This window comes from Paraburkholderia sp. EG287B (genome assembly GCF_040965595.1).
In the GTDB taxonomy this organism is placed as follows: domain Bacteria; phylum Pseudomonadota; class Gammaproteobacteria; order Burkholderiales; family Burkholderiaceae; genus Paraburkholderia.
This window is the reverse complement of sequence record NZ_JBFRCG010000009.1, coordinates 91398-109790: the sequence shown is the minus strand read 5'-3', so window position 1 is coordinate 109790 and position 18393 is coordinate 91398. Positions and strand designations below refer to the sequence as shown.

General features: G+C 61.8%; 21 protein-coding genes and 1 pseudogene. 8 read left to right on the top strand and 14 right to left on the bottom strand.

Annotated features, from left to right (window positions below; all coding sequences use genetic code 11):
- Nucleotides 1–179: 179 nt before the first annotated feature.
- Nucleotides 180–578: a hypothetical protein gene (locus AB4Y40_RS17680; protein ID WP_368688824.1), complete on the bottom strand. Its 399-nt coding sequence runs from the start codon at nucleotides 576–578 to the stop codon at nucleotides 180–182.
- A gap of 442 nt (nucleotides 579–1020) precedes the next feature.
- On the opposite strand from AB4Y40_RS17680, the gene AB4Y40_RS17675 reads away from it, so the two are divergent.
- The 4 genes from AB4Y40_RS17675 to rpsU all read left to right on the top strand — a co-directional run bounded on the left by AB4Y40_RS17675 (nucleotide 1021) and on the right by rpsU (nucleotide 2826).
- The gene (locus AB4Y40_RS17675; RefSeq protein ID WP_368688823.1) at nucleotides 1021–1224 is read left to right on the top strand and encodes a cold-shock protein; all 204 of its coding nucleotides are present in this window, start codon (nucleotides 1021–1023) and stop codon (nucleotides 1222–1224) included.
- A 278-nt stretch (nucleotides 1225–1502) separates the two neighbouring features.
- A complete protein-coding gene (locus tag AB4Y40_RS17670) occupies nucleotides 1503–1727 on the top strand; it encodes a hypothetical protein (RefSeq protein WP_342922739.1) in 225 nt (74 codons plus the stop codon).
- Between the two features lie 514 nt (nucleotides 1728–2241).
- Nucleotides 2242–2508, top strand: coding sequence for a translation initiation factor IF-1 (gene infA / locus AB4Y40_RS17665; protein WP_342922662.1), 267 nt, complete (start codon nucleotides 2242–2244; stop codon nucleotides 2506–2508).
- Between the two features lie 105 nt (nucleotides 2509–2613).
- A complete protein-coding gene (gene rpsU / locus AB4Y40_RS17660) occupies nucleotides 2614–2826 on the top strand; it encodes a 30S ribosomal protein S21 (protein ID WP_158761989.1) in 213 nt (70 codons plus the stop codon).
- Between the two features lie 93 nt (nucleotides 2827–2919).
- Here the strand turns inward: rpsU and AB4Y40_RS17655 are convergent, their stop codons facing one another.
- Nucleotides 2920–3336 (bottom strand): response regulator, encoded by a 417-nt coding sequence (locus AB4Y40_RS17655; RefSeq protein WP_368688822.1) that lies wholly within the window; start codon nucleotides 3334–3336, stop codon nucleotides 2920–2922.
- Nucleotides 3337–3572: 236 nt separating this feature from the next.
- Nucleotides 3573–3992: a winged helix-turn-helix transcriptional regulator gene (locus tag AB4Y40_RS17650; protein WP_368688821.1), complete on the bottom strand. Its 420-nt coding sequence runs from the start codon at nucleotides 3990–3992 to the stop codon at nucleotides 3573–3575.
- Between the two features lie 167 nt (nucleotides 3993–4159).
- Here AB4Y40_RS17650 and AB4Y40_RS17645 point away from each other — a divergent pair, with 167 nt between their 5' ends.
- The 3 genes from AB4Y40_RS17645 (at nucleotide 4160) to AB4Y40_RS17635 (ending at nucleotide 6337) form a co-directional block, all read left to right on the top strand.
- A complete protein-coding gene (locus AB4Y40_RS17645; protein ID WP_368688820.1) occupies nucleotides 4160–5032 on the top strand; it encodes an NmrA family NAD(P)-binding protein in 873 nt (290 codons plus the stop codon).
- A 79-nt stretch (nucleotides 5033–5111) separates the two neighbouring features.
- Entirely contained in the window at nucleotides 5112–5483 is a 372-nt protein-coding gene (locus AB4Y40_RS17640; RefSeq protein WP_368688819.1) for a DoxX family protein, read from the top strand.
- A 266-nt stretch (nucleotides 5484–5749) separates the two neighbouring features.
- Entirely contained in the window at nucleotides 5750–6337 is a 588-nt protein-coding gene (locus tag AB4Y40_RS17635) for a YSC84-related protein (RefSeq protein WP_368688818.1), read from the top strand.
- Nucleotides 6338–6463: 126 nt separating this feature from the next.
- Here the strand turns inward: AB4Y40_RS17635 and AB4Y40_RS17630 are convergent, their stop codons facing one another.
- The 9 genes and pseudogenes from AB4Y40_RS17630 to AB4Y40_RS17590 form a co-directional block, all read right to left on the bottom strand.
- Nucleotides 6464–6907, bottom strand: a complete 444-nt coding sequence (locus AB4Y40_RS17630; RefSeq protein ID WP_368688817.1) for a hypothetical protein — start codon at nucleotides 6905–6907, stop codon at nucleotides 6464–6466.
- 203 nt (nucleotides 6908–7110) lie between these two features.
- Nucleotides 7111–7602: pseudogene (locus AB4Y40_RS17625) on the bottom strand (LysR substrate-binding domain-containing protein); the annotation flags it as partial.
- Between the two features lie 875 nt (nucleotides 7603–8477).
- The gene (locus AB4Y40_RS17620) at nucleotides 8478–9716 is read right to left on the bottom strand and encodes an acyl-CoA dehydrogenase family protein (protein ID WP_368688816.1); all 1239 of its coding nucleotides are present in this window, start codon (nucleotides 9714–9716) and stop codon (nucleotides 8478–8480) included.
- Between the two features lie 69 nt (nucleotides 9717–9785).
- Nucleotides 9786–10550, bottom strand: coding sequence for an SDR family oxidoreductase (locus AB4Y40_RS17615; protein WP_368688815.1), 765 nt, complete (start codon nucleotides 10548–10550; stop codon nucleotides 9786–9788).
- Nucleotides 10551–10596: 46 nt separating this feature from the next.
- Complete coding sequence (locus AB4Y40_RS17610; RefSeq protein WP_368688814.1) at nucleotides 10597–11616, bottom strand: phosphotransferase; 1020 nt, start codon at nucleotides 11614–11616, stop codon at nucleotides 10597–10599.
- Nucleotides 11617–11638: 22 nt separating this feature from the next.
- Nucleotides 11639–12313: a histidine phosphatase family protein gene (locus AB4Y40_RS17605; RefSeq protein ID WP_368688813.1), complete on the bottom strand. Its 675-nt coding sequence runs from the start codon at nucleotides 12311–12313 to the stop codon at nucleotides 11639–11641.
- Between the two features lie 95 nt (nucleotides 12314–12408).
- A complete protein-coding gene (locus AB4Y40_RS17600) occupies nucleotides 12409–13308 on the bottom strand; it encodes a LysR family transcriptional regulator (protein ID WP_368688812.1) in 900 nt (299 codons plus the stop codon).
- A gap of 65 nt (nucleotides 13309–13373) precedes the next feature.
- The gene (locus AB4Y40_RS17595; protein ID WP_368688811.1) at nucleotides 13374–14141 is read right to left on the bottom strand and encodes a class II aldolase/adducin family protein; all 768 of its coding nucleotides are present in this window, start codon (nucleotides 14139–14141) and stop codon (nucleotides 13374–13376) included.
- 132 nt (nucleotides 14142–14273) lie between these two features.
- A complete protein-coding gene (locus tag AB4Y40_RS17590) occupies nucleotides 14274–15191 on the bottom strand; it encodes a LysR family transcriptional regulator (protein ID WP_368688810.1) in 918 nt (305 codons plus the stop codon).
- A 115-nt stretch (nucleotides 15192–15306) separates the two neighbouring features.
- On the opposite strand from AB4Y40_RS17590, the gene AB4Y40_RS17585 reads away from it, so the two are divergent.
- Nucleotides 15307–16158: an alpha/beta fold hydrolase gene (locus AB4Y40_RS17585; protein WP_368688809.1), complete on the top strand. Its 852-nt coding sequence runs from the start codon at nucleotides 15307–15309 to the stop codon at nucleotides 16156–16158.
- On the opposite strand, the gene AB4Y40_RS17580 is transcribed toward AB4Y40_RS17585, so the two are convergent.
- On the bottom strand, nucleotides 16112–16453 hold the full coding sequence (locus AB4Y40_RS17580; protein ID WP_368688808.1) for a carboxymuconolactone decarboxylase family protein: 342 nt from the start codon (nucleotides 16451–16453) through the stop codon (nucleotides 16112–16114). The two genes, AB4Y40_RS17585 and AB4Y40_RS17580, sit on opposite strands and share 47 nt — an antisense overlap.
- Nucleotides 16437–16880: a MerR family transcriptional regulator gene (locus tag AB4Y40_RS17575; RefSeq protein ID WP_368688807.1), complete on the bottom strand. Its 444-nt coding sequence runs from the start codon at nucleotides 16878–16880 to the stop codon at nucleotides 16437–16439. Before AB4Y40_RS17575 ends, AB4Y40_RS17580 begins: the two co-directional genes overlap by 17 nt.
- Nucleotides 16881–18393 lie beyond the last annotated feature (1513 nt).

Sequence of the window (18393 nt, the reverse complement as noted above, 5' to 3'; positions counted from 1 at the left end):
TAAGGAAGCCTTAAGAATCATCCTCTAAGCTCGCTACAGCGAATTGACAAGTCAAAGCGCATTCTGGCCGTCATAGGGGTTAAAGGCTTCCCTGGTCAAGCAAGGGCGAACTCTGGAGCGAATGAATGTGGCACGCGGATGCCAGCAGACCAGCAACGCTGACGCGCAGCCGGCGCGCGTCAGCACCGGCTGCGCGTGAAAGGAGATGGAAAGGCAGGACTCACGTATGTCGGTTCAGGTCGTATGGACACGGGCTGGACGGCGAACCGCACTTTCAATGCGTTGAATGCGGCGTGTTTATGGTGCGTGGTGTCATGTATGGCCCGGATTGACGCCCCGTCGATGTTCCACAGCGACATCAACGCCGCTTGCTTGAAGCTGCTGCCAGGGATGTCCGCCTCGGCGAGCTTCCAGAAACGAAGCGCAGCGGGATTGGCGTAATCGAAAATGAAGTCCGTTACGGCGCCGCCATCGCGTTGCGCGCTCAAGAAGAAGAACGGATCGATGGCGACCTCCTGCTCCGCCCTGGACCGCAACTCACTGGTCTGGAGCAGTGCCGGAATAGTGCATGACAGCAATTCCGGCGCCCATGAAAAGAGCGCCGATCAGGGTCGCGCTACGCGGAGGATCGCGCGTCATGACAAACGTCAGGCCAAGCCAGCAGACGAGCACTGCGCCGGCCCACGAGGCGACCGTGGTCAGAACGGGCCTCGTAGAACACCGGCCCATGCCTGCCCCAAGCCTGTCTGACCTGTGCGCAATGCCATACCAGGCAAGGGGCGCAGCAAGGTAGGGCCGCATCGCTTCGCCTGCAAAACGGGCAGTCTGGTGAAACAGTTACAAGATAAGTATTGACGCTGGACCATCCGGCGAGGTACTGTTCTGGTCGAAGTTCAAGAAGTTCGATTGCTGTTCATCAATTGATCGCTCCTCCGCGGTATTCGTTGTCCTCTCCCTCCTTGAAGCTTCACGCGCTCTTCAATAGAGCAAATTCCCGCATTTCTTTCTCAAGGATTCTTTATGGATACCGGCACCGTTAAGTGGTTCAACGACAGCAAAGGCTTTGGCTTCATCACCCCGGACAAGGGCGGTGACGACCTGTTCGCTCATTTCTCCGAAATCAGGAGCGAAGGCTTCAAGACGCTGGCTGAAAACCAGAAGGTGAGCTACGAAACGAAGCAAGGCCCGAAGGGGCTGCAAGCGGCTAACATCAAGCCGCTGTAAAGTTGAAGGGCCCGGCCTCCTCAGACGGACGCCGGGCTGCAGCGATACCCTCGCGGAGCTTTGTCTCCCACAGTTGGCGCGATTTCTCCTGATTGGCATCTGTTTATTCAGCAGCGTGCCGGCGCCATACGCCTCGTTGCGCCTCATTCTCCCCTCAGGCTTTAACGCCCTTTTTTCGCTTTTCGACTGCTGAAGCATTCGGCTCGAATGGCCTTGAATCGGCGCGCCCGTGCGCTATTCGCACGGCATATGCGCGCGCAAATATCATTAAAATTAAAATGCAGAACAAACAAATTCAACATTACAACGGCTATGCCGTCCAATCCTCGGCGCATCGTTTGCCCGATGGCAGCTTTTCATCCAACCTGTTGCTCGAACTCATCGACGGCGAGCGAGCCGAAGGCCGCTACTGGTTCTATTCGCTCGATTACTTCAAGAGTGAAGAGCAAGCGTTGCAGCACTCGACCCAGTGGGCACGCAACTGGGTCGACACGCGCGGCTAAAGACGACGCCTCAGTTCGAAACACTCAACGCACCCGAAGCGCCAGGACGGGTGCAGCAAACGCGCCCAAACATCACGCGGGAAGCCGAACTGCGCATCTTCGGCACGCGTCGCTGACGACACCCTTTCCCGTGGCCTCGCCGATCGCGGCGGGATAGATAGCGGCCTTCGGTTACAATACAGGACGAGTTCGCTTCGCACAGCACCGACAAGACGCGTGTTGGTGAGTCGCGAGTCCCTGCTTTGATTGATCGTCCAGCGATAACCGTGCTCGCTGGACTGCACGCCCCGACGCGCATCGGTCTGGTATTGCGAGCCGCCGCGTCTGACCCATCCCCTCGCGTACCTGACTCGCCGCCCGGACAGGGTGGTGCCCATGACTTCCGGGACGCAAGGGCAGCCCAGTAATTTTCATGCTCCCCATTGCCGCGCGAGCGCTTGTCGATCAACGCTCGCGACGTCTTCGGCAATGCGGCGTCCGAATCCATGTCCCGCCAAATGATCAGGAATCTTGAATGGCCAAAGAAGAACTGCTGGAACTCGACGGTATCGTTGACGAAGTGCTGCCAGACAGCCGTTACCGCGTCACGCTTGACAATGGCGTGGTTGTAGGGGCGTACGCATCCGGTCGCATTCGCAAGAATCACATTCGCATCCTTGCGGGCGACCGGGTGACGCTGGAACTCTCGGTGTACGACCTGACGAAAGGACGAATCAATTTCCGGCACAAGGATGAGCGAAGCGGTCCCGCAACGCAAAGAACCGCATTTCGACGTCGTTGATGGCGCGATACGCGACCGTCGGCTGGGATCCATACCTGTGACGCCGTTGCGTGCACTTCCACATCACGATTCGCCATTGCTGGCGGATCTCAACCAGGGAAAATAGTGACTACCGTAATTCTGAAACCCGACGAACCCGTGGACGTTGCGTTACGCCGTTTCCGTCGCGCGATCGAGCGCACCGGCCTGATTCCGGAGCTTCGTGCCCGGACAGCCTATGAAAAGCCTACCGCAGTACGCAAGCGCAAAAAGGCCGCTGCTGTGGCACGCCTGCGCAAGCAGATCAAACGGTCGTTGCCGCCGAAAAAGCGGTACTGACCGGGAACTGCCGGGCTTCCCGCGTGACCTCCGCTCGATCTCCGCATGGGAGGCTGCCGAGGCCAGGCAGGGAATGACACGCCGGTCCTGGTGCTAGTCGTGTGGCCCGGCGACACTCTTGTTGATCAGGTCGAGGAGCCGGGACGCGGCGAAAGGCTTGCGCAGAAAGGCCCGAAATGCACCCGGGTCAGGCGGCTCCACGATGGCCGAGATGAGCACGACCGGGACCATCGAAAGCCGGGGGTCGTCAGCGAGGGCTCTGGCCAGTTCGAGACCATTCATGAGAGGCATCATGTAATCGGTGACGACTAGTTCTGGCGGTTGCGAACGCGCGAGCGCCAGCGCTTCTGCGCCATTGTGTGCCTGAGCCACCCGATGGCCTTCGGACTCGATTAGCCAGACCAGGGCATCGAGCATGCGCGCATCGTCCTCTACCAGCAATATCGTGGCCACGTACCGCCCCTGCTTTTGCGTTTCAGGACGATCCTGAACCACCGGTGCAAAAGCCAACTCGCGTGTCCTTAAGTGCATACCATCGGCTTCCTATGCACGCAGTAGCGTCTGGCTGTCGTTTCGAAGGTCTGGTTCGTTTGTCTGTCAAAAGCACGCGTTTTTTCAGCGTGCATCTGCGAAAGTTGGCTGTGAAGCATTTTTCATTCCCGCCCGACCTTCCGCGCCATCTGCACAGCAGGACATCAACTGGCCGCCTCAGCCTTTCGCCACCAACCCCACATCGGACTGGGCATCTAGCGCGGGCCATCACCGGATGCGCCGTCAAAGCGCACGCGCGCGGCATGGATGTCGGGATAACGACGATCGGCCCAATCGATGAGGGCCGCCATTGGGTCCAACAGGGAATGGCCTAGCGGAGCCAGACGATATTCGACGCTTGGTGGGCTGGTGGGAAAAACATGACGGGTGATGAGTCCGTCGCGCTCCAGATCGCGCAGTGTCTGGGTAAGCATGCGCTTGGAAATGTCCGGGATGGCCCGGTGAAGTTCACTGAAGCGCTGCGATCGCGTCGCGAGCTCCATGATCATAAGCATGCTCCATTTATCGCCGATGCGGTCGAGCACGTCACGAATCGCGCAGTGTGCGGCCTGGGCGTCGGCCAGTTCACGTTGATATCGGCTGAATCTCTCGATCGCATTCTGGGCGGTGCTCATTCGGGTTCCCCTTGACTCTTCTGGTAACAAAAAACTGCCTCCTTCCGGCGCGAGGCATCGGTCTCTATGATAGACCTGCCCTCAAACGAAGACCGCTCCTCAGTTAGCCGCAACCGCAGCCGCAGAAGTGTTGGCGTTAGGGGCAATTCCAATTTCAGGAGAAATACATGCTTTTGGTAATGGGAATTACGGGACGCGCAGGCGGCGCAACGGCCAAACATCTGTTGGCGCAAGGCCGGAAAGTACGAGCGCTGGTCCGCAATCGCGAGAAGGCGACGAATTGGGCGGATCAAGGTGTGGAACTCATCGACGGAGACTGGAATGATGCAGCCGCCGTAGAGAGGGCGCTCGAAGGGGTCGACGGCGCATTCGTCATGCTGCCGGCTGTCTGGGCACCCTCGCCTGATTTCAGGGAAGCAAAGAGCGTGATCGCGACCTATGTCGAGGCGCTGACCAGGGCAGCGCCGCCGCGGGTGGTTGTGCTGTCGTCGATGGGGGCAAACAGAACCAGCGGGCTGGGACTGATCACGGCCCTGTCGCTTCTGGAGCAAGGACTGCGCCACCTGACGCTGCCGATCGCCTATGTGCGAGCCGGCGGGTTTTTCGAAAACTTCCTTTACGGCCTGCACGTCGCCCAGGGCGGCACGCTACCCGTCTACTACAACCCGACGAGCCGGAAGTCGACCATGGTCGCGACCGACGATATCGGCGCCGGGGTGACGACGCTGCTGACCGGGCCGGCGTGGTCCGGGCATCGCGTCGTCGAGCTTGGCTCGATGGTCAGCGCCGATGAAGTCGCGGCCCAACTGGGCGAAGTCTTGCAGCGCGACGTCAAGGCCTTTCCCATCCCGCGGGCCGGGTGGCCTGCAGCGTTCGAACAGTTCGGCGTCCCGAAGGGACAGACTGGACCCGCGGAAGCGATGTTCGATGCCGTCAACGCGGGCTGGATGGATCTCGGCGTCGCGGGTGCGGAGCACATCGCGGGCACGACGTCTCTTCGTGATGTCTTTGCGGCGGCCCACAAGGCCACTACGGCATGAACAACGAAGATCGGCCGTCTCGTCGAACAGACGGCCGCACTGGTCCTCCGCTGCGCACTCAACAGAGAAGGTAGAACGCATGTCCAAGATTTCCTGGCGCCAGATATTACCTTTGGTTCTTGCCGCGTTTTTCGTCGTCGGATCGCTCAGCAACATCGTCGCCCCGCGATCCATCCTTGAGGAATACCTGAAGTGGGGATATCCGCACTGGTTCCATTTCGTGACTGGTTCGCTGGAACTCATGACGGCCCTTCTGCTCGCGCGAGCACGGACGAGGCTGTGGGGCGCGGCGCTCGGCTGCACCGTGATGTTGGCTGCGCTGGCAACCGTCGCAGTGCACGGCGAATACGAACACGCGGTGGCGCCACTTGTCGCGGCGACACTATCGATTGTCGTCGGCTGGATTGCCTGGCACGAGCGGCTCGCTACCGGTTCTTTGGCTCAGGCCTAAACCTTACGCGGCCTTCAAGAGCTACACAGCATGCTGGAAGTGCGTTTACCAGCCTCTGCGAAAGGCTGCCATCACCCTATTGGACCTAAGTCCTATTGCGCAACCCGCGAGTCTGCCAAATATTGTTGGCACGACCACGCACTGGGTGCCCGGTCAAATCGATCTGGATTGCCGTATCGCCAGACGAAAAGGCTTCGCCTGCGGCGCCACAATCCTCGCCTCACTTTCCTGTGTGAATTCGACCTTAACCCTTGATGGAGGTGATCATGCACAGACGTTCTGTTTTGAAGACAGGTGCCGCAACGCTAACGATCACGGGACTGTCGTTGACCAGTTTCTGGGCGCCGGTGACTGCGGCCGTTGCCGCAGAGTCCAATGCAGCAAAGCGCCACGAAATCGACGCAAAGGTCAATGAAACACTGTCGCGGCTGTTCGAGACAGTCAGTGGCTCAAAGGAACTCGTCGGCAAGGCGAATGGCGTACTCGTATTCCCGTCTGTCATCAAGGCTGGTTTCGTCGCCGGGGGAGAATACGGCCAGGGCGCTTTGCGGATAGGCGGGAAAAGTGTCGGCTACTACAGCACGGCGGCGGCCTCATTCGGCTTGCAGGCAGGTGCGCAATCCAAGGCTGTCATCTTTCTGTTCATGACGCACGATGCGCTTAACAGCTTCCGCAACTCGAAAGGCTGGTCGGTCGGTGGCGAAGGATCGGTTGCGCTGGTGAAGGTCGGAGCGAATGGCCAGATTGATACGACTACGGCTACCGCGCCGGTTCAAGCCATTGTGATGACCAACGCCGGATTGATGGGCGACGTGTCACTGTCTGGCGCCAAGATTTCGCGACTGAAAATCTGAAGTGAGTCTCGCCCCCGGCGCGGGCAATCCGTGCTGCAGGTCCTTGAAATACGCACGGATAGCCCGTCTCCCTCGCATGCTCTTGAATCCCAATGTCGGCTCGACTCCAGGCGTTCGGCTGGAAGCTCACGTCGGCCAGGTCCTGCCCGGACGATAACCATCGGCAACTTCCACCTCTTTCAGGCCGAGCGCCCTGGCGACCTCCTTCTTCGTGGCAAACCGGGCGGTAACGTGAAATTTCGTGGTGCTTTGGCGCATTCGCCCGATACCATAGGCACCCTTCTCGTTTTCCTTGACGATGATATCTGCCGGATGAGCAGCTTCCCCGCGGAAGTCTTCCGACTCAAAATCGACATGCTGACGATTTTTGATGTTGGTTTCGGCAGTTCGGTCGAGATCGTAGGCCACTAACCAGGCATTACCGGAAATTGCCTGCCCCGGCCGATAGGACTGTTCAAGGTCAAACACCCACAGCGCTGCCCCGTTATGCGACATGAGCTTTTCCTCCACCGCGGTGAGTGCGTGCTGCCTGGGAATCCAGCGAAACAAGCTCCACATTTTTGTCGCCATGAACGTCTCCGCAGGTGTTGTCGGACTCAAAGCATCTGTCGCGACCGGGTATCAGGTGCTTATTAGAACAGTTCGCTAGCCGGATTATTCCGTGCGTCTGCAGGTTGGCTTGCTGCCATTCGCAAACCAGTATCGGCAGCTGGTTGCAGAGGTACAACGGTCGTATTGTCCGTGAAATGGCGCACGGCGCCTTAGTGTCATTCTCACGGCGAGACTCCGAACAGCTGGAGGACCACACCACGCAACCAGCGATTCCCGGCCTCGTGATGATACCGGGCATGCCAATGTTGCCGGACTGCGAAACCATCCACGGGGACCGGGCACGAATGTACTGCCAGATCGTTGCCCTGCGCGAGGATTTCGCCAATGTGACGAGGCAGCGTAGCGATCAGATCGGTCGTCTTGACGATCGTGCCGAGTCCCAGGAAACCGGGCAGCTGCAGCACGACGTCACGCTCGATCCGCTCGCGCGCCAGCGCCTGTTCGAGCAGTTGCGCACCCGTGCCCGATTCGATGGCGACATGCCCCGCCGCGCGGTACTGCTTCAAACCGAGCCGCGCGCGAACGCGCGGATGGTGCCGGTTCGTCAGACATACCCAATCCTGTTGATAAAGCTGCTGCTGGTAGATGCCGCCACTTAGCCAGGGCACATAGCCAATAGCCAGATCGGCCTCGCCCGACTCCAGCGCCCGTTCCTACCTTCCATGTGGAGTACATGGCGATCCCCTTGCTGCATATCGTGTCGTGACGAGATACCCGGTCGTAGCCGCCTCAAAATTCATTTTGAAGCAGAAACGAGTAAAAATAGCATGGCACTACTGATCGTTTTATCTGTAGCGCAGAGCAAGCCGCGGGTCCATCGGTAAGCGTGCGCGCCCGTGATCGGCTTATGCACCAACGCCGGCACGCACGCCGACACGCATTCGACGAATGTGCGTCACAGCGAAAACTCGACGACTGCGAAGATCGATAAAAAATCGAGTCCCCTGGAACGGGCTCTCGATGGATGCCATTAGCGCGTCTGTCATGGATCACCGTGATCGACGACGAGAACGCCCGTTGTCCACTATGCGTGTTGTGGATCAGAAAAATGTCTGAAGATAGAGGCTACGGACCACTCTAGTCTATGGAATGCTTTTGTTCAACTTGTTAAATGGTGGCGCAGATCGCTCGCAAGTGAGCGCGTGACCCCGCCGAACATGAGGCCCTGAACGGAGACAATTTCCAGGCACGACACTTCATGCACCGAATCCGGCATTGCAGATTCCCATGTCGGAAAAGCACGGCAGGCGAACCTTTCAAGCCCGGCATTGCGGCAAGGGACTCCGTCATCGCTGACGTGTGAGGCGGTCAGGCGACGACGCCCCGGCACCGTGGCATAACAGGACAAACAGCATGGTTGCCCAGTGAACGTGCGTCGGCTTGCCTACGTACGCTCGAGAGTGCGCACGAGACGATTTCCCACCCCATGACGGCCAGGTACAGCCCTGCCAATAACGGGGAATCCGTCGGGAGCTGCCGCGCATGCTGGTGCGTGTGCGAACCGGTCGACAGAAGCCGGAACGGCTCGCTAACGCGTCAGGTAAGGACTCTCATGGCCCGGCTCATAGGGCCGCGCCTTGATCTCCATGCGCGCAATGCTCTGGAGATGCACCTCGTCCGGGCCATCGGCGAACTTCAATGCACGCCCCCAGGTCCAGCTGTCCGCCAGCGGCGTGTCGGGGCTCAGCCCCATCGCGCCGAAGGTCTGGATCGCGCGCTCGCATACGGCGGTGTGCACGCCCGGCACGAGCGCCTTGATCATGGCGATTTCCTTGCGCGCCTCCTTCGCACCCACGTTGTCGATCATCCAGGCCGCCTTCAGCACGAAGAGCCTTGCCTGATCGATTTCGATACGCGACTTCGCAATCCACTCGCCAACGGAGCCGTGCTGATAGAGCTTCTTGCCGAACGCCGTGCGCGCCTGTGCGCGCTCGATCATCAGTTCGAGCGCCAGTTCGGCGGCGCCAATCGAACGCATGCAATGGTGAATGCGGCCCGGTCCGAGACGCGCCTGGGCGAGCGCGAAACCGCTGCCTTCTTCGCCGAGCAGGTTCGAGCGCGGCACGCGCACACCCTTGAATTCGATCTCGCAGTGGCCTTCGGGCGCCGTGTGGTTGACCACCGTGATATTGCGGATGATCGTCACGCCCGGCGTATCGCGAGGCACGAGAATCATGCTTTGCTGACGGTGCGCGGGCGCGTCCGGGTCGGTTTTGCCCATGACGATGAACAACTGGCAGTTCGGGTGCGCCGCGTTCGTGATGAACCATTTGCGGCCGTCGATCACATAGTCGTCGCCGTCGAGTCGAATCGACGTAGTGATATTGGTCGCGTCCGAGGACGCCACTGCCGGCTCCGTCATCGCAAACGCCGAGCGGATCCTGCCGTCGAGCAGCGGCTCGAGCCACTTCTTGCGCTGCGCGGGCGTCGCGAACATATGGAGCAGCTCCATGTTGCCCGTGTCCGGCGCATTGCAGTTGAACACCTCCGAGGCCCACGACACGCGCCCCATGATCTCGGCCAGCGGCGCGTACTCGAGATTGGTCAGACGCGTGCCCGGCTCGTCGTCGCGCAGATGCGGCAGGAACAGGTTCCAGAGGCCTACCGCACGCGCCTTCTCCTTCAGGTCTTCCATGAAGGAAACGGGATACTGCCCCGCACTCACTTCTTCGTGCCATTGGTGGATGCGCGGCACGATATGCGCGTCCATGAACGCGCGCAACTGCGTGCGCAGCGCTTCGACTTTCGAGCTATAGGCAAAGTCCATCTTGCTCTTCCTTGAATCGTGGTGAATGTCGTGCGGCGCGTGGGTCGATAACGCGCGCCGCTCCCATCGTCAAATCGTCAGGCCACCGTCCACGACGATGCACTCGCCGTTGGTGTAGCTCGCCGCGCCGGAGACGAGATAGAGCACGGTGCCGGCCATCTCGCGAGGCTCCGCATGGCGGCGCAGCGGTATCTTCGTCATCCAGCTTTCGTACAGGGCCTGGTCTGCGAACAGGGCCCCGGCGAATTTCGTCTTGGTGAGGCCCGGCAGCAGCGCGTTCACGCGGATGCCGAACGGTCCGCACTCCTTGGCAAATGCCCGCGTCATGTTGACCACGGCGGCCTTGGTGATCGAGTAGATGCCCTGCTTGTCGCCGGGCTGCAGCGCATTGACGGAAGCCGTATTGACGATCGCACCGCCGCCGTGCTCGCGCATCAGCTTGCCCGCCTCGACCGACATGAAGAAGTAGCCACGCAGGTTGACCTCCACCGTCTTTTCGAACGACGACAGATCGGTGTCGAGAATGTGGCCGAAATACGGATTCGCCGCCGCGTTGTTCACGAGGATGTCAAGCCGGCCATGTTTCGAGCGGACGTGCTGGAAAACGCCTTGAATGTCGTCGAGACGCCCCACGTGGCACGGATACGCCTCGGCGCTGCCGCCCGCTTCCCGGATCCCGCGCGCCACGGTCTCGCAGTCGTCGAGCTTGCGGCTCGACACGATCACATGGGCGCCCTGTTCCGCGAGCAGCTTCGCGATCTCTTCGCCGATGCCACGGCTCGCGCCGGTGACCAATGCAATCTTTCCGCCCAGATCGAACAAATCAGTAGTCACAACTGTCTCCTCAATGTAGTCGCGTGTCCGCGTCAAATGCCTGGCGTCAGATGACGTCGACGCCCATCTTCGCGAGCGCACCGGCCATTTCACCGACCTGGCGCGCCTTCTCATGCGATGCGTTGCCGCCCAGCGCACGTTTCTTCACACCCTGCGCGATGGCCGCCAGCCGGAAGAAGCTGAACGCCAGGTAAAAATTCCAGTGCTCGATCGGCCCGATTCCCCGCAAGCGGCAATACCGCTCGACGATCGCGGCCTCGTCCGGCACGCCAAGCGCCGCCCTGTCCAGCCCCGCGAGACCACCGATATGGCCTTTGGGCGGCAGCCGCAGGCACATGCAGAAGTACGCGAGGTCGGCGAGCGGATTGCCGAGCGTGGAGAGTTCCCAGTCGAGCACGGCGCGAACCTTCGGCGTGCCGCGGTGGAAGATCAGGTTGTCGATGCGAAAGTCGCCGTGCACGAGCGAAGGCTTGCCCGCTTCGGCCGGACAGTGCGCCGGCAGCCAGGCGTTCAGCGCTTCCATGGCGTCGAGTTCGTCGGTCTGCGCCGCGCGATATTGCTTCGTCCAGACTTCGATCTGCCGTGAGAAGTAGTTGCCCGCGCGGCCGTAGTCGGCGAGGCCAACGGCCTCGACATCGACATCGTGCAGGGCCGCCATCGTGCCGATCAGCGCGTCGTACACAGCGCCGCGCGCTTCAACGGGCAACGCTGGCAACGACGGGTCCCAGTAGATTTCGCCCTCTTCGAAGCTCATCACGTAGAACAGGCTGCCGAACACGTCGCGGTCTTCGCAAAGGTGTAAGGCCCGCGCAACGGGAACCGGCGTGTTGCCGAGCGCGCTCAGCACGCGGAATTCGCGGTCCACCGCATGCGCGGACTTGAGCAGTTCGCCCGGCGGCTGACGCCGCAGCACATAGCGGCCGCTTTGCGCCTCGAGAAGAAACGTGGGGTTCGATTGTCCGCCAGCGAACTTCTCGACGACCATCGGCCCGTGAAAGCCGGGCACGTGCGCGGTCAGATAGCGCGCGAGTGCATCGGCATCGAACTGAAGACTTGCATTCATCATGGAGCGGGAATCCGGATTCGAATCAGCCATAGGTGACGTGTTCGCGCCTCTCGGCCTGTTCGAGATGCGGCAAGGTGTTGAAGGTGAGCAGTGACATGGCGCTGTCGTTGAAGACGTACTGACTCACGCTGCTGTTGCGGATCTGCATGTTGAGCGCGATGGCGGCGGCAGCCGGCGCCTGCAGAACCTGCTGCGTGAACACGGCGATCGGTCCGCCCGAACTCACCACCAGAATGCGCTTGCCGCCGCTGCGCTGAATGGCGAGACGCGCACGCTCGCAGCGCGCCTGGAACTGCCCCCAGGTCTCGGGAATGCGCCCGGGCAGCTTATCTTCGGACCAAAGCTGCAAGACCTGCTTGAGCCCCTTGTAGAAGTGCTTCATCGAGCCTTCGGCCAAAAGCCCGGGCGCGAGTCCGCTCTCGCCGAGCGCGGAAAAGAGGGCTTGAAAATCGTACTCGTTCAGATCCGCGTCCTGTACGACCTCCACTGTCGCGCCGCCCATCGCGGTGAGCAACGCGTCGGCGGTCTGCGCGTGGCGCCGCATCGTGCCGGTCACGACACGATCGAACGTCAGCCCCGCCTGCGCGCAATATTCGCCCAGCCAGCGCGACTGGGTAACGCCGCAAGCTGAAAGCTCGTCATAGTTTTCGGCGCCGAACGACGCCTGCCCGTGCCGTACCAGGAAGAGTTCCGCCATGCCAACCTCATCTGAACATGACGGCAACGATACTGGCACACAGACTATTCAGGAAATTTATTCTGGTGATACTGCGCCATAACGATTCGTGACACCTACGGTCGCTGCTTGCGCATGAGGCGGCCGATCTGCTCGCGCAGCCAGCGATGCGCCGGATCGGCCGTGACGCTGCGGTGCCAGTAGCCATGCGTCTCGAGATCGGGGAGATCGAACGGCAGCGCCAGGATGCGTGCGTCATAGCGCTTGAGCAACATGAGCGGCGCAGTCAGGGCGAGATCGGTGCGCATCGCGATCAAGGGCGCGACGAGATAGTGCTGAACGCGGGTCTGGATGGTGCGGCGGAGTCCCAGCTTGTTGAGTTCAGTATCGACGAGACCGGGTCCCTGCCGGCGGCTGGACACATGAATATGGCCGAAGCGCAGGTAGTCGTCGATCGTGAGCTTCTTCTTCGCGAACGGATGGCCCTGGCGCAGCATGCACGCATAACGGTCGCGGCCCATCGGCTCCTGCTCGAGGTACGGATCGTCGATGAGCGGCGCGTCGATCGCCAGATGGACCGCGCCGCTCGCCAGCGCTTCGGGAACGTCGCGGCGCGTCGTGAAGTAGCTCTCGATGCGGATGCCCGGCGCAAGACGCTGCAACACCTCCTCCAGCGCAGGCAGCAGCATGGTCTCGGTCAGGTCGTTCATGCTGAGCCGGAAGGTTCGCTGCGACGAGGCCGGATCGAAGCGTTCACCGGCGTGGGTGCTCGAATCGAGCAACTGCAGCGCCTCGCGCACGCGCCCAATGATATTTTCGGAAACCGGCGTGGGCATCATGCCGGCCGGCGTGCTCACGAACAACGGATCGTCGAATGCCTTGCGCATGCGCGCGAGCGCGTTGCTCACGGCGGGCTGCGTGATGAACAGCAACTCCGCCGCGCGCGTGAGGTTACGCGTTCGATAGACGGCCTCGAACACGACGAAGAGATTCAGATCGACTTTGGATGGGCGCATGGCCCCGAGCCTAACCGGCCCATCGCAATGCCGTCAATCGAGCGCGGATCGCGTCGTCTCGAACGTCAGTCCGCATACCCCGGACAGGCTCGATCGAGCCGGCGCAGCAGTCCGGGCCAGACGAGCGCCCCTGGCATGACGCCGCGCGTCACCGCCACGATCTGCTGCTTGAAGCCGTCGAGAATCGGCTGCGCGATTGGCGTCAGCTTTGTGCCGCCCGACTGCGCGCGCACCTGGATCATGCAGGCCGCCTCGAAGAAGTACATCGCGACAAAGGCGTCCGCCGGCGTGCCGCCGACAGTCAGCAGTCCGTGGTTACGCAACATCAGATACATCTTGTCGCCGAGGTCTCGAACCAGACGCGGCTTTCCGGCTTCGTTCAGGGCAAGGCCCTCGTAGTCGTGGTAACCGAGCGACGCCAACACCCCGAGCGACTGCTGCGAGAGCGGCAGCAGTCCCGCCTCCTGGGCCGACACGGCAACGCCGTTGATCGAATGGGTGTGCATCACGCAGTGCGCGTCGTCACGTGCTGCATGCACGGCGCTGTGAATCGTGAAGCCAGCCGGATTGATGTCGTACGGCGACTCGCTGGCCTTGCGGCCGTCGAGGTCGATCTTCACCAGCGAGGACGCCGTGATTTCCTCGAACATCATGCCGTACGGGTTGATCAGGAAATGATGCTCCGGGCCGGGCACGCGCGCCGAGATATGGGTAAACACCAGATCGTCCCAGCCGAACAGCGCGGTGAGGCGATAAGCAGCTGCCAGATTGACGCGCGCCTCCCATTCGGCGGGTGACACGTCGTTCTTGACATTGACACAGGGTGAAGCCATGTCGACGCTCCTTGGTTGGGTTTGGTGAACTCCAGAGAGTCCTCATGATGCGTGCGGACTCGCCGAAAGATTGTCGGCCAGGCGACAACTCCATTCAATCGCGGCCGGCACATGCCATTCGATAGCGCGCGTCTAAGGCATCGCCTTGCGATCCCAGGGCGGTTCGTCGCCGAACGTCTCCGCGAGGTAATCGACGAACCGGTGCACCTTGAGCGGTATGCGCCGCACGCCCGGATACACCGCCTGAATCGCCAGCTCGGTCGCGCGATAGTCCGGCAGCAGCGCCACCAGTTCGCCGCGCCCGAGGTGCTCGCCGAACACGAAGGTCGGACCATAGGCGATGCCGGCTCCGGCCAGCGCGGCACCGAGCAGCATCTGCGTATTGCTGGCCGCCAGCCGGCAAGGTCCGTCGATGACGTGTGCGCGGCTGCTCGCGTCGAGCAGGGTCCAGTCGCCGGCCGAGACGGCCTCGCTGAAGGCGAGGCGCTGCGCGCGCCGCAGGTCGTCGGGAGTGCGCGGGGTGCCATGGCGCTCGAGATACGCGGGCGACGCACACACGACCATCCGGCACGGTGCCAGCCGGCGCGTCACGAGTCTTGGGTCCTGCAGCCGTCCGATCCGGATCGCGACATCGACGCCCGCATCGATGAGGTCAACGTAGCGGTCCCCGAGCAGCACCTCCACGTTCACGTGCGGATGGTCCTCCAGATAGCGCGCGACGACCCCGCCCAGATGCATCGCGCCGAACGTCACCGGCGCGGCGACGCGCAGCACGCCGCGCGCCGTGAGCTGGGAATCGCTTGCCTCCCGGTTCGCTTCGTCGAACGCTTCGAGAATCCGCTTGCAGCGCTCGTAATAGGTGTGGCCGACATCGGTCAGGCTCAGGCGCCGCGTCGTTCGCTGGAGCAGCCGCGCATTCAGTTCGGCCTCGATTGCGCTCACGTGCTTGCCGGCCATCGCGGCCGACAACCCGAAGCGCCGCGCCGCCGCGGCGAGGCTGCCCTCTTCTACGGCGGCGACAAAGACGCCGAGACTCGTCAGTCGGTCCATTGCATCCTCCGATTCGATCATCCGATTATCGGCTGACCACACTGGAACGGCAATTATCAAAGCCAAGGCTTGAATCTACGATGCATCCATCACCCAACCGGGAAGGAGCCTGGAAATGGAAATCGAGTCGAACGGCACGCGGATACACGTCAGGCAGCAAGGCAGCGGCGAGCTGGCGCTGGTGTGCCTGCACTACTACGGCGGCTCGTCGCGCACATGGGATGGCGTAGCGAGCGAACTGTCCGACCGCTATCGGATCGTGGCCACCGATCACCGCGGCTGGGGCGATTCCGAGGCGCCTGCTGACGGCTACCGGATCGCCGATCTCGCCGCCGACGCCGAGGGTGTCATCGAGGCGCTGGGTCTGCCGCGCTACGTCCTCGTCGGGCATTCGATGGGCGGCAAGGTCGCGCAACTGATCGCATCGCGTCGGCCAGACGGGCTCGAAGGCCTCGTGCTCGTGGCGCCATCGCCGCCGTCGCCGATGATCCTGTCAGACGAGCAGCGCGCGACGTTGACCGGCGCGTATCAATCGCGCGCATCGGTCGAATACGTCATCGATCACGTGCTGACCGCAAAACCGCTCGACGCCGCCCGCCGCGAGCAAGTCATCGAGGACAGCCTGAAGGCCGCGCCGCAGGCCAGGGCGGCCTGGCCGAACGTGGCCATGCGCGAAGACATCACCGAAGCGGTGGCATGCATCGACGTGCCGACCATCGTCATTTCAGGCGAGCTTGACCAGGTGGATCGCGTGGCGACGCTGCAGGCGGAACTGCTGCCGCGCATCCCGCACGCGGCGATGCACATCCTGCCTGGAACGGGACACTTGTCGCCGCTGGAGGCGCCGGCCGACGTGGCGCGGGTCATTGCGCGGTTCGTCGGCGCGATCCAGGATCGCGCCGACGCATGCCGCGCACACCTCAACCCCCTTGGGCAAACACCTCGCGCGCCGCGAACAGGCCGTTGAGCGCCGCCGGAAAGCCCGCATAGACGGCCATCTGCATGATCGTCTCGACGATCTCCTCGCGCGTGAGGCCCACATTCAGGCCCGCCGCGATATGGACCTTGAGCTGCGGCTGCGCGTGGCCGATCGCCGTAAGCGCCGCGATGGTGGCGATCTCGCGCGAGCGCAGGTCGAGACCCGGCCGCGCGTAGATGTCGCCGAAGGGAAATTCGAGCAGATACTGCGCGAAATCCGGCGCGATGTCGGCAAGCGAGTCGATCACGTGCTCGCCGCCGCTGCCGTCAATCGCCGAGAGCATGCGCTTGCCTCTTGCGAGGCGGCTTTCCTGGTGGGCGTCGCTGTGCTGATTCATCGTGGTGTGCATTCTCGTTCCTTTGCATGGCGTGGGAATAACCTTCGATCTTGTTGTCGAGGACGAGAAGACACGCCTGGAGTTCCGCCACCTGCGCACGCACCGCTTCGCGATGCGCCGCCAGCAATTCGCCGCGCTCGCGCTCGGTTGCCTTGCCCGCCGCACGCAGTTGCGCATAGCGCAACATGCCCTGAATCGGCATGCCCGTGGTCTTCAGACGGTCCAGAAACTCGATCCATTCGAGCACCGAGCGGTCGTAAGCACGCTGGCCCGTTTCGTTGCGCACCGCATAGGGAATCAGCCCGATGCGTTCGTAGTAGCGAATCGTGTGGGCCGAAAGGCCCGTGAGCGCGGCCAGTTCGCCAATCTTCATGCGCTTCTCCTCATCGACGTTCTGAATGGTGAGACTTCGAGTGCACTCCAGGTCAAGCTTTTTTTGCGCGGGCGTGTCCCTGCACAATAGACCCGAGAAAACGAGCAATAGACTTGAGAACTCTTGCCCCTGCCCTGCCAATAGAACTCGAAAATTAAAATGACAATGGAAGTTTTCTAGTCGACCTGGTCCCGGCGGCCCTCATGCACGTGCAATCGCTGCGCCAACAGTAGGCTTCGGACACGGGATGACCGAAGGCCCATCGTCCACGCGAAGTATATTCTGGCGTCGCGAAAGTCGCGCGTGGGGCTCTCTGTCCCGGTCAGGCGAGCCCGCTGGAGGCGTCGCACGGAGCACCCAGCGCAGCGAGTTTCGCCATACACGCTCGTCTCACTGATGCCGAGGACGCCATGGCAAGCGCCACATGATTGAGGCGTGGGGCGCGGGTGCGTCGATTCTCACGCGGATTGAGGGGGTGACGCCGCGGTCACTCGTGCACTGAGATTGACTGTACGAACGGGGCCCCGAGCAGCCCGGGATTGATCTGCACGTCGTACCTGTTCTCGAAAGAATCGTTGTGCCGATAGGCCAGCGAGCACGGCATCGGTAAAGTGCGGATCCGTTTGTCGTCCAGGACGACTGGTGTCGACGCGTCAAGGACGAGTGCGCAGGACGTGTGTTTTCCGTGCGTGATGTGGACAGTGCCGTCGACGGCGAGCGATAGCACCGGCACTACGCGCGCGCCGGCATAGTCATTCAAAAGAATGCAAATTGCGCTACTGAAAAACACCGAACTGAAGACACCCCACATCACGACGTCGAGCGCGACCGCTCCCACCCGAACGCACGCGTCTAAGGCAAAGTGCGCCCTCTACGTCGCACTGCGTGCGCATTCGCGAGGAGCGGCTCGCGGACTGGATGTTGACTGAACGACGACCGGGTTCGACGGCCAGTTTTTGCTGGCTCTCGCTGAGCAACTCGTTCAAGACGTGTCCCCTGAAATTGGCTTCTACATCTGCCACGTCGCCGTTTTGCGCGCTCGCGGGCTACGAATACGTCGTGAGCCCCCTCATGGTCTCGCGCGTGCATCTCAGTGCCGCACCCCGCGAGCGCGCTGCCCGATCATGGCCGCAGCTGCCGTCCCCGTCAGCAGCTTTTTCCTTCTCATCTTGACCGCCCCCGCGGCCAATGTGGAATGCAGTCCAGGAGTTGTAACAAGACGTAACAAGCCGAACCAGACGAATAGCGTGGGCAAGCTCACACAGCCTGTCGCGCCTCCCATCAATCACTGCTGGCCTATCAAGTCGACGGCGACCGTTATACCTTGGAAGCTGTCATTGGCATGGCGCTGAATCCTGTGACCGTTTGGGCTCGACTAGAGCCGCCATTCAGCACGATATTCGCTGGCCCCGCAGCCGGTCCGCGTGGTGCGTCAGGGCGTCCCTTGCCTTGTGACCCATGGGCGCCGCAAAGCGCAAGCGGCTCAAAAAAGACGGCCCTGTGCTTCCAGTCG

Coding starts and splice junctions, on each gene's coding strand:
- AB4Y40_RS17600 (WP_368688812.1), bottom strand. CDS start 13,308: ATGCGCCCATCCAAAGTCGATCTGAATCTCTTCGTCGTGTTCGAGGCC.
- AB4Y40_RS17575 (WP_368688807.1), bottom strand. CDS start 16,880: ATGAAGATTGGCGAACTGGCCGCGCTCACGGGCCTTTCGGCCCACACG.
- AB4Y40_RS17635 (WP_368688818.1), top strand. CDS start 5,750: ATGCACAGACGTTCTGTTTTGAAGACAGGTGCCGCAACGCTAACGATC.
- AB4Y40_RS17650 (WP_368688821.1), bottom strand. CDS start 3,992: ATGAGCACCGCCCAGAATGCGATCGAGAGATTCAGCCGATATCAACGT.
- AB4Y40_RS17670 (WP_342922739.1), top strand. CDS start 1,503: ATGCAGAACAAACAAATTCAACATTACAACGGCTATGCCGTCCAATCC.
- AB4Y40_RS17580 (WP_368688808.1), bottom strand. CDS start 16,453: ATGCTCTCGGCGATTGACGGCAGCGGCGGCGAGCACGTGATCGACTCG.
- AB4Y40_RS17605 (WP_368688813.1), bottom strand. CDS start 12,313: ATGGCGGAACTCTTCCTGGTACGGCACGGGCAGGCGTCGTTCGGCGCC.
- AB4Y40_RS17675 (WP_368688823.1), top strand. CDS start 1,021: ATGGATACCGGCACCGTTAAGTGGTTCAACGACAGCAAAGGCTTTGGC.
- AB4Y40_RS17590 (WP_368688810.1), bottom strand. CDS start 15,191: ATGGACCGACTGACGAGTCTCGGCGTCTTTGTCGCCGCCGTAGAAGAG.
- infA (WP_342922662.1), top strand. CDS start 2,242: ATGGCCAAAGAAGAACTGCTGGAACTCGACGGTATCGTTGACGAAGTG.
- AB4Y40_RS17640 (WP_368688819.1), top strand. CDS start 5,112: ATGTCCAAGATTTCCTGGCGCCAGATATTACCTTTGGTTCTTGCCGCG.
- AB4Y40_RS17595 (WP_368688811.1), bottom strand. CDS start 14,141: ATGGCTTCACCCTGTGTCAATGTCAAGAACGACGTGTCACCCGCCGAA.
- AB4Y40_RS17645 (WP_368688820.1), top strand. CDS start 4,160: ATGCTTTTGGTAATGGGAATTACGGGACGCGCAGGCGGCGCAACGGCC.
- AB4Y40_RS17585 (WP_368688809.1), top strand. CDS start 15,307: ATGGAAATCGAGTCGAACGGCACGCGGATACACGTCAGGCAGCAAGGC.
- AB4Y40_RS17620 (WP_368688816.1), bottom strand. CDS start 9,716: ATGGACTTTGCCTATAGCTCGAAAGTCGAAGCGCTGCGCACGCAGTTG.
- AB4Y40_RS17630 (WP_368688817.1), bottom strand. CDS start 6,907: ATGGCGACAAAAATGTGGAGCTTGTTTCGCTGGATTCCCAGGCAGCAC.
- AB4Y40_RS17610 (WP_368688814.1), bottom strand. CDS start 11,616: ATGATGAATGCAAGTCTTCAGTTCGATGCCGATGCACTCGCGCGCTAT.